The organism is Candidatus Stygibacter australis (assembly GCA_030765845.1).
Lineage (GTDB): Bacteria > Cloacimonadota > Cloacimonadia > Cloacimonadales > TCS61 > Stygibacter > Stygibacter australis.
Window position 1 is genome coordinate 21,136 of the sequence record JAVCDJ010000157.1, and the last position, 7,696, is coordinate 28,831.

Below are 7,696 nucleotides of genomic sequence, written 5' to 3' on the forward strand. Positions count from 1 at the left end.
ATTTCTTAAAATTTATAGTCAAGCTGCAGCTTGATCGTATTTACTTCTTTTTTCACTTTATTATATACCCAGGGTACTCCGGAATCCGGTGCTTCATTCCACCAGGCCCGGTAATCATATTCCCGTGTATTGTATTTTTTATATTTATATTTAAGGCTCAAATAAAGATTATCTGATACTCTGTCAGAAATTGTAAACCAGAATTTAAATCCCTCTTCACCAAAGAAATCTATCTCAGTATCTTCCCAGTCCCAGTGAGATAAGCCATTACTATCCCAGAGCATAAAAGCACCCTGGGTTTTCAGAAGATCATTGAAATGATGGGTATAGTCCACACAGATATAATCAGCAAAACTGCGTGAAGATCCTTCAGCAGTAGTATTTCCACCGATTTCCCCGTCATTGCTCAAATACACATAAGGTGCTCCCCAAACTGTCAAAAAGCGGTATTCCAGCGAGATTCGGTCAAAATTTGATAAATTAGCTATCGTTCTGAAAGTTGTTTCATCTGTAATTGATACAGCTCTCTCAGCAAAATCGTCATAACGGTTCTCCTGATGTTTATGCTTCAACCTCAGGCTTAATTGATAGATCGGCCTAAAATCAAGTTCTCCCTGGAAACGGATACTTTTACGTAGATCACATTTACGTTCCCAGATATCAATATAGGCTCTGGAAATAGTCAGCTTTTCATTGAATCTATAACGGGTCTCAAAATATACTCCCCGCTCTGCCTGTGCCTGTGCTTGATTGGAATATAGATCATTCAGAAGTGAGTTGGTCAAGGTATAAGCATAATTATCAAGGGCAGTATTATCAAATTTCTGATGTTCACTAAATCCTCTGGCGTAGGGATTATCAAAATCAAGGTCATAATCACGATAAAGAGTGAGTAGGTAAAGATTATCCCATTGTGTATAACTGCTGAGCACTATTGCGCCGGGATCATCACCCAAAGCAATCTCATTACCATCTACCTGAAGTTCTGCGTATTCACCTTCAAAGGAAGTGTTACCAAGAGTTGTCCGCCAGTCCATACCAAATACTCGTCTATAATCTCTCTCATAATCATCAGTTGAAGTGGAATATAATCCCAGTATCTCGCTGTCAGGATCTTTCCATTTCCCAAAAGCATCATCACTCGAGCGGAAAAGGTATCCAGTTAAACTGTCAGGATCCACTACAATATCCTTATCATACACAGATTCATAACCACTGACGCCTACTTCTGTCCCGGCAATAGGAGACCAGGCAAATCTTCCACCCATAGTGTTCTCTTCTACCCAGTCAAGGCGCGGAGCCATTTTAATTATGAAAGGGTTTGTAGTACCTGGATCAGAATAACCGTTAAAGAATTCCTCAGCTTCTGCCAGTTCTTCATTATCAAATCTACGGGTCATGGTAATATAACTAAAAATTTTATCATCATTTTCATCAATAACGCCATCATGATTACTATCATAGACCACTGCATCTTTCTTATCATTAGAATAGAACAAAGCTCCATAAAAGTTCTGATTATCAAATTCTGCTGCCAAACCACGCAGATTAAATTCCTGACTGCGGGAAAGATCCGGGGTGATCCCCGTAATGCGCTTACTGAATCCAGCACCGGTTTTACGGGCACTGTAAAAATCAGTATTTTCCATTACCAGACCCTGACCAAAGGTTGCCCGGTAATGTCCGGCAATTAGTTTGAAATGATTACTGCCGGATATATAGTCTTCATAACTGGCAAAATACTTACCGTTATCTATCAGTTTTTCACCCAGATCTTGTGATTGCCCACTAAAGTCAAACAGAGTAGGTTCACCGCGTTCGCTATTATACATGATGCCGCCCTTGATCCTGTTTCCCCAGCGGAATCTAAGTTTGGTCATCAGACTGTAATCATATTTATCCATGTTAAAATATCCCCAGTAACTCTGATCCTTAATGCGGGGACAGCCAGTCTGGGTTTCACCAATTGGCAATAGATTTATCATGGATTCTTTGAACATCGTTTCAGGATCTTCTTCATAAGGATTATCAGCATATTTCACCTGGGCATCAAAATAAAAACGCTCAGCTATCTCCTTCTCATCATCATAATATACGTAATGACGCAGGTTTGATGCCCCATAATAGGCAATTCCCTCTGTTTGCCGTAAATCCCGATAATCGGCAATACTGTCACCCCTTGCTATTCTTTTGCGGATTGATACTGCATCCAGAGGTGAAACATTAGGCATATTGAGCAGGTTCGCAAAAGTGAGTCGATTGATATTTCTCGGGGTGATCAGATAATCTTCCCAAATATCACTCATACCTTCCTGCATACCCTCGCTGTTTCCAAGCCGTTCTATCAGGTATGCTATCTCATCCCTTCGCTGAGCAGCTTCATCACGATCTTCATAATGAGATACTATCACAAGGGGTTTGATCTTATTTAAAGTTGTCTGATCTATTTCCTCTATCTCCCTCAAATCATATATGCTTTTAAAAAAGCTGATATAAGTGCGATATTCATAGATAGCTTCTGCCTGCTCGTGCGTTAAGGGTAATTGATATAATTCATCCAGATCAGCCCTGTTCAGATCGATCGGTTCAGCAATTAAAGTCAAACCAACTACGAGAATAAATAATATTATCAGTCTTCTCATCAGATATCCTTATCTTTTCATCTTTATTTCAACAAATCAGGTTTATTTTTACGCCTTATTATGTAAAGCACTTTTAACGTAAATCCTCAGTATCCTCATAATTCCATACAAAAATTGTCTCCTACCACAATTATCTCTTGATCACAATAAGCTTTTCTCTCGTCATCTCATGCATGGAGTAGGGGATTCCACCCACTCCGATTCCAGAGGTATCTCTACCACCAAACGGCATCCAGTCAACTCTGAAAGCTGTATGATCATTGATCATTACTGCTGATGCATTGATTTGTTCAGAAGCATATAAAGCAGTTTCCAAATCACGGGTATAAACTGCTGCCTGAAAGGCAAAGGGCAATGAATTGGCTTTTAATATTGCCTCTTCCAGGTTTTTATAACTATAAAGGCAGATCACTGGTCCAAATATCTCTTCTTTGGAGACATGACAATCTTCTGGAGGATTCAACAGAATAGTTGGTTCATAGCAGGTTTCAGAGAGTTTTTTCCCACCGCAAACAAGCTTTGCGCCACTTTCAATAGCTTCCTGCACCCATTCATCTACTCTATTCACTTCCTCAGGAGTGATCAAGGGACCCACATGCGTTTCCGGATCAAGCTGATCACCGGTTTTCAATTTTAGAGCTGCTGTTTTCAGGTTACTGGTTACCTGCTGGATGATCTTTTCTGCTACAAATATTTTCTGAACTGATACGCATACCTGCCCGGCATGATAAAACCCACCCTTCACCAGTTCTGCTGTCATTTTATCTATATTGGCATCTTCGGTCACGATCACTGGTGCCACTCCACCATGTTCCAGAGCACACCGTGTACCAGGAGATAGCTTTGATCGCAGATTCCAGCCTACTTTTGCTGAACCGATAAAAGAAAAATAATTCACTCTGGCATCTGTAGCCAGTTTTTCTGCAACTCCTCGTTCGCAGATAACAATCTGGCACCACTCTTCCGGTAATCCGGCTTCCCTCAAAATATTAACAAAATTAATGCAGGATAAAGGGGTGCTGGAAGCGGGTTTTATGATCACCGGAGCACCCACAGCTATTGCTGGTACTGTCTGATGGATTATCAAGTTCAAGGGATGATTAAAGGCACTGATGGATACTACTACACCTATTGGCTCGCGCATGGTAAATGCCAGTCTCCCGGCTGATGCCTGTGTCTGTCCCATGGGAATTTGAGTTCCTTTCATTTGACCAATATGCTCTATTGCCAGTTTCACGCCATTTATTGCTCGCATCACTTCCGCCTTGGAATCGCGATAGGGTTTGCCACCTTCCATAGCAGCAAGTTTTGTTAGAAAATCTACTCGCTCCTGCATAATGGCAGCCGTCTTCTCCAGGATTTCAATGCGTCTATGAACCGGCAGCCATTTACTGCGGTCATTTGCCAAAGCATAAGCAGTTTGCAGTTTCTGATCCACTGCCCTGGCATCATCAATATCAATTCGAGATATCTCCATTTTATCATAAGGATTTTTTACTATTACTTTTTTCATCTATTTCTCCTCTGGGGTTCTCTCCCCACTCAATTTCTGCAAAACCCAACTTGCTGCCCACATTCCCATAATTGCCGGCATATAAACCACTGAGCCCAAGGTTCCCCTCATTCTTCCAGTATCACCTTTCCAATCCTGCAATGAACCTGCTTCCGGAGGATACTGGTCAATTGGCTGTTCAATGCTGTAGATCACATCTATTCCCTTTCTGATCCCGCGTCTGCCCAAAAATTTCCGCACCCGTCTTGCCAAAGGACACATATAGGTCTGGGAAATATCACCAAGTCTGATCTGACTCGGGTCAAAGCGGCTCGCTGCGCCTAATATCGAGATAATTGGGATTTTCTGACGCCAGCAGTCTTCCAGCAGGCCCACTTTGGGTACCAGGCTGTCAATGGCATCCACCACGATATCAAGTCCGGGTAATAAATCGTCCCTGCTGTCTTTGTTGCAGAATCCGCTATATATATCCACTTCGCAGTCTGGATTTATATCTTCTATCCGCTCTTTCATTACTTCCGTTTTCTGCCTGCCGATCGTGCTGTGCAAGGCCAAAAGCTGCCTGTTAATATTAGTTTCGCTGATCACATCAAAATCCACCAGCAAAAGCTTGCCTATCCCACTGCGAGCCAGGGCTTCTGCCACATAGGAACCTACTCCACCTAAACCCATGATCCCTATTCTGGCAGCTTGAAATTTTTCCATGGCTTCTTTGCCAAAAAGCAGCCGTGTTCGCGAAAACTGATCTATTTCCATATTTTCATTCCCATTATTTCTTCGATTTTATCTTTTACCCAGATCAAATTTGCCAGCACATTATATTCACCATCAAAGTCTGCTGGTTTGGCATAAGGTGCATCAGTTTCTATCTCCCAGTATCCTCTTCTGATAATAGCCTGCACCACTTTATCCTCAGGCAGTCTGGCGTTCAGAGAATACCCAAGATCAAAGCTGTTAAAAGCCTCAAATACATCCATTGAACTATTAAAACCGTGTAGATATCCCCGCACCTTGGGAAAATTGTCTTTCAAAAGTTTATATAGTTCATAATAACTTTTCACCACATGAAAGATCACTGGAAGGTCAAATTCCCGTGCCAGCTCGAGTTGTTTAAGTAGTATTTTTTTCTGCCACTCCCAATTATCATTTCGCTTATCAAAACCTATCTCTCCAAGAGCTGCAATTTTTCCCGAACCTGCCAGTTCCACCAGAAAGTCCCAATCCCGCTCGCTGCTTTTTTCGTAAAAGGGATGAATCCCAGCACACCACGTCATACCTGCTATTTCCTGCTGCAGATGCCATTCCATCTCCTCACGGCATAAAGCACTGGAAAACCATCCTGTCACACCGGCTTTTCGCGCTGCCTGCAATTCATCATCCAGCCTGCCAGCCCGGTAGATCTCTTCCAGATGACAATGATTATCTCTTATATTTTTCATAATTCACCCAACCAAAACCTTTCAAATGGTCGATAGACCTTTGAAATGGTTGACCTGTCCGATTCTTCTAAAGTGGCATTGCCAAACATTGCGGAGGTTAAGACCATCCGCGAGGTTTTACATTCGAAAAAAAAGACCCTGACATTGAGTGATGACAGGGTCATGATTATTTCTCTATTAACTAAAATTTAAATTCCACACCCATGGATACATCACGTTCCGTTTCCTCGTCGCCTTCGATCTCACCGTTATTATCATAATCCACATACCGTTCCTGATACTGCCACAATAGATTTGTGCCTGGACTAAGTTCATAACGCAGAGTTCCCTGGATGATCACATGAGGAGCGATAATAGAGGTGATCTCACTCACATCCACCTGGTAATATTTGAATTCCATATTCTTCAGCTTGGGAATAATACTGGTATTAATTCCGGCTGTCCCGATCAGAGATTTCGAGTCGTCTTCATCTCCTTCTGCATACATATCAGTGTATGCTGCTTCCAGATACATGAAATTAAAAAGATCTGCTCGCAGTTTGCCATACCAGCCTCGAGTTGCTGTCACGTTTTCCAATAGTGATTCCTTCACAAATATATCATATTCCCCGGCAGCTCCTTCATCTGGATTAAATTGCAGATAAGCTCTATCCATATCATAATAATGATCGAAATAACCTGCCATGAAATTGTCATCATATTGACGATATTCCAAATTCAAATGGAAAATCGCAAACTGGGTATAAAATCCCGGAAAGATAAAGCCATAGCCATTATCCACTATCTGAGCTAATTCTCCATAATGACTCAATTTCAGCATTTTTGTATCTATCAGTGGCAGATCATAATCAAATCCCAGCACCGCTATATCATCTACTTCAAGATCAGCAAGTGGGTCATCCAGATTCTCACCAAGTTCCACAAATCCACCCAGATCATCTAACTCATCGATCTGTTCCTGACTAAAACCCATTTCCAGAAGGTTTGTTTCTGTAAAGAGACCATCTCCATCACCATCAAAATCATTTATATCTGGTATACCATCATCATCTGTATCTACAGTGTTCATGATCGTCTGTTCTTCGTCTTCAGAAATTCCCAGATATTGATCCACATCATATCCCACTGTAGCTCCCAGACGCAATTTGTTCAAGAGCGGAATTCCTGATTCAAACAGCGGTGCGATAGTTACACGACCAGCAAGAATTGTGGGATCAGTGATATTGGAAGTAAAACCTTCCACCATCATATCCATCACGGGAAGTTTGCCGCCTAACATCAAGCCTAACTGGCGATCCATGGGATAACTCAAGGTATTGCTGTAATCATTCATCACCAGACCTGGTCCCAGGCTGTAACTGCTGAAAGCTCCCAGCTTGGCAAAAAATGTATCACCTCGCTCACTCCAGCGGATATAATAAAGTTTATTCACATAATCCTGCCAGTCGTCCCAATCTTCTTCACGCACGCCACCATCTTCGGTGAACAGAAGGTCAATATCAAGTCCAATTCCAAGTTTACCCAACCGAAGCTCAGGGGTTAGTCGCAGACGCATATAGGTTTGATCACCTATCATCACTGAGCCCACACCTCCACCAAAACTTAACGGATCAGTTGTATCTGCTTCTCCATCAGCAAAAAGCGTCCATAAAAATAATAACAAAACTCCCACTAATACTGTTTTCTTCATAATATATCCTCCAATTTATTTGTACTCTTTCTCTCTTTTCATTAATCCCGCAATTCTCACTTCCCGTCAAGAAAAACCTGATTAACAGCCTGTAAAATGGTTGAAATCCTCTGCAAGACATCCGTAAAAGCAGTAAACCCAGTAAACGAAGTACACGCAGTAAGCCTGTATCTCCCCCCATCCCCAAAATCGTCCACTACGTCCACTATGTCCATTCTGTCCATATTGTCCACGCCCCTCCCACTTCTTCTCAAACCAATATACCAGCCTTACTGTAACCGGACTAACCACGGCATAACATTATTTTGTTATGCCGTGGTCAGTCCGGTTACTTTAGTGTCAGGAGATAGCTCAAGATAGTGATAATTAGGGCTATAAAATAATTTCTTTGACATGTTTTTGGGTAATCGGG

5 protein-coding genes are annotated in these 7,696 nt (G+C 41.9%); all 5 read right to left on the reverse strand.

The window, feature by feature from the left end; all coding sequences use genetic code 11:
• Positions 1–5: 5 nt before the first annotated feature.
• The 5 genes from RAO94_07840 to RAO94_07860 all read right to left on the reverse strand — a co-directional run bounded on the left by RAO94_07840 (position 6) and on the right by RAO94_07860 (position 7,284).
• Positions 6–2,642 carry a helix-hairpin-helix domain-containing protein gene (locus RAO94_07840; protein ID MDP8322246.1) on the reverse strand — a complete coding sequence of 879 codons (2,637 nt, stop codon included), beginning with the start codon at positions 2,640–2,642 and terminating at the stop codon, positions 6–8.
• A 130-nt stretch (positions 2,643–2,772) separates the two neighbouring features.
• Positions 2,773–4,155 (reverse strand): aldehyde dehydrogenase family protein, encoded by a 1,383-nt coding sequence (locus RAO94_07845; GenBank protein MDP8322247.1) that lies wholly within the window; start codon positions 4,153–4,155, stop codon positions 2,773–2,775.
• Positions 4,156–4,911: a tRNA threonylcarbamoyladenosine dehydratase gene (locus RAO94_07850; protein MDP8322248.1), complete on the reverse strand. Its 756-nt coding sequence runs from the start codon at positions 4,909–4,911 to the stop codon at positions 4,156–4,158.
• Complete coding sequence (locus RAO94_07855) at positions 4,902–5,594, reverse strand: TatD family hydrolase (GenBank protein MDP8322249.1); 693 nt, start codon at positions 5,592–5,594, stop codon at positions 4,902–4,904. Before RAO94_07855 ends, RAO94_07850 begins: the two co-directional genes overlap by 10 nt.
• A 181-nt stretch (positions 5,595–5,775) precedes the next feature.
• Positions 5,776–7,284 carry a hypothetical protein gene (locus RAO94_07860; GenBank protein MDP8322250.1) on the reverse strand — a complete coding sequence of 503 codons (1,509 nt, stop codon included), beginning with the start codon at positions 7,282–7,284 and terminating at the stop codon, positions 5,776–5,778.
• Positions 7,285–7,696 lie beyond the last annotated feature (412 nt).